Below are 1,996 nucleotides of genomic sequence, written 5' to 3'. Positions count from 1 at the left end.
CCGGCTTAACCCGTCCATACACCACGTTCAACGTATCGAAAACCGCGGCGACGTACACCACCACGGGGCCCTCGCCGCACCTCTCGTCCACATCCGCCGGATCCGCCATGTATTCCTCCTTGAGGAGGTAGACCCCCCTCGGCGGCGGCCCCCAGTACATCTCCCACCCGGCGCCCAGCCAAGACCTTACCTGGCTTATAGACACCTCCATAACGCTACGACGATTCGTACAAAACCTCGGCGGCGCCGTGTTTTGTACGGCCCGCCGTCTCGTACACGTCGCGGTACCTCCCAAGTGCCATATCTATATGAGCCATCCGGCCCGTGTCCAGCCAGTACAGCCACTCCGCCAAGTGTCTATTACGCCGATCCCTCCACCGACTCCACGCCACCCATGAGTAGCCCCGCGTCCACGCCAGCTCCCTAAGCCAGAGCGGGAAGGCGCTTCTAAACACCTCAAGCGGCCTGCTCCTCGGCACGGCCGAAACCCACTTGAAAAGAGAAGGCGCCCTGCTACGCCATATGTACCTCCGCCCCCCGTCGCTCAACACAGTTAGTAAATAGCAGGGGGAGACTTGTAGCCGCACGTCCACCACCCCGCTGTCGGCAACCAGCGGCCACCTCGCCCTCCAGCGGGGCTCCACATAGCCGCCCTCTACATAGAGCATCCACTCCTCTCTGTAGCGCCCCGCCACCCGAAGCCCCCTGAGGCCGAGCTGAAACGCCTCGGGATTCTCCGCCACATAGCCCACAAGCCCGTCCACGTCCACAGCCACGTGTCTAAACCTCCTCAACAGCTCCTTCACGAAATCCTCCCCCAGCAAATCCACCCAATCCCCGGGATTGTAGTGGAGGAATATACAGGGGTCAACCCGTGGTCTATACACGTAATTACATCCCCCTTTTAAACACCTTAAAGAGGAAGTGGTGGACCGGCCGGGATTCGAACCCTATCCCAAGCCCCCTCGCGGGGACTTGACGGGACCGCCCGCGTGCAAGGCGGGCATCCTTCCGCTAGACTACCGGCCCTTTACATATATAGTACGCGTTTTTAAGCTTTTCCCACTACCACCAACGCGGCAGAGGCGCAGGCGGGGGAGCAGGCTTCACCACGACGAATCCTCTGGAGGTCTTGACGCCGTGTTTACACGTCCTCATAGCTTCAAACAACACGTTACCTAGATGATTCAGCACTAGGATGGCCTCTCTGCCCTCCTCCACGGCGGCCATCCTCCTCTCGGCCCACCTCACCCATGCCCTGGCATTGTTAACAGCTACGCAACACCTGTCTAGACAGTACAGCCACCCCAGCGGGGAGTCGGGCAAGAGAGGTAGGATACACCTCAGAGCTTTGTTAAGCATATATAGACTCCTACCGTAGTATTTATCGTCACCTGTGGCTAGGTAGAGACCTAGATTAAACAAGGACCAGTACGCCCTACTCAGACATTTTTTCTGTCTTCTACACACCACAGCCGCGTAGTTTATGTACCCCAGGGCGGCCTCCAAGGCGCCGAACACCTTGATGATATTCGACGCCTTCGAGACGCACATCTGGCGCCCCAGCCACAGAACTTCTGTGTCGCCTAGATCACCCGGGCAGGTCCCCGCCAATACACAGGGCTTGCTTAATACAGGCACTAGAAGTTATATACCCTACTTAAAATCTACACTCGCAACAACTACCGAAGGCGACGTTTTTATTATCCTCCACACAGCATCGTAGACACCCTCCACCAGCGGTATAGTTATCCTATTACCCTCCACATGCACCTCTACTCTCCTACTCATAGCTCTTAACTCACCCACAATACGTCGATATATCAAATCTACCATATAGGGCGTCGATACGGTTATGGATACCCGCCTCTCCATATATAGGAATTTGGGAGAGATTAATAAATTTTTCCCCACATTATATACACGGCGTGTGAAAAACCTTAAAAAACACCAGCATTAAAAGTAACGAGCCCGGTCGTCTAGCGGCCAAGGATGC

The 1,996-nt window shown here is 56.1% G+C and carries 3 protein-coding genes, 1 tRNA gene and 1 pseudogene; all 5 read right to left on the bottom strand.

Features of this window, described 5'->3' with window-relative positions:
* Window positions 1–211, bottom strand: a pseudogene (locus ACP5J3_RS13805) (hypothetical protein); the annotation flags it as partial.
* Window positions 212–215: 4 nt separating this feature from the next.
* Window positions 216–887, bottom strand: a complete 672-nt coding sequence (locus ACP5J3_RS13800; RefSeq protein WP_428496211.1) for a hypothetical protein — start codon at window positions 885–887, stop codon at window positions 216–218.
* Between the two features lie 38 nt (window positions 888–925).
* Window positions 926–1,029: transfer RNA gene (locus tag ACP5J3_RS13795), tRNA-Ala, on the bottom strand.
* Window positions 1,030–1,065: 36 nt separating this feature from the next.
* Window positions 1,066–1,641 (bottom strand): ATP:cob(I)alamin adenosyltransferase, encoded by a 576-nt coding sequence (locus ACP5J3_RS13790; RefSeq protein ID WP_428496210.1) that lies wholly within the window; start codon window positions 1,639–1,641, stop codon window positions 1,066–1,068.
* A 15-nt stretch (window positions 1,642–1,656) separates the two neighbouring features.
* A complete protein-coding gene (locus ACP5J3_RS13785) occupies window positions 1,657–1,875 on the bottom strand; it encodes a hypothetical protein (RefSeq protein ID WP_428496209.1) in 219 nt (72 codons plus the stop codon).
* Window positions 1,876–1,996 lie beyond the last annotated feature (121 nt).

This window comes from Pyrobaculum sp. (genome assembly GCF_049971835.1).
Taxonomy (GTDB): domain Archaea; phylum Thermoproteota; class Thermoprotei; order Thermoproteales; family Thermoproteaceae; genus Pyrobaculum.
The sequence above is the reverse complement of the archived record's forward strand: the minus strand, read 5'-3'. Positions and strand labels throughout refer to the sequence as shown.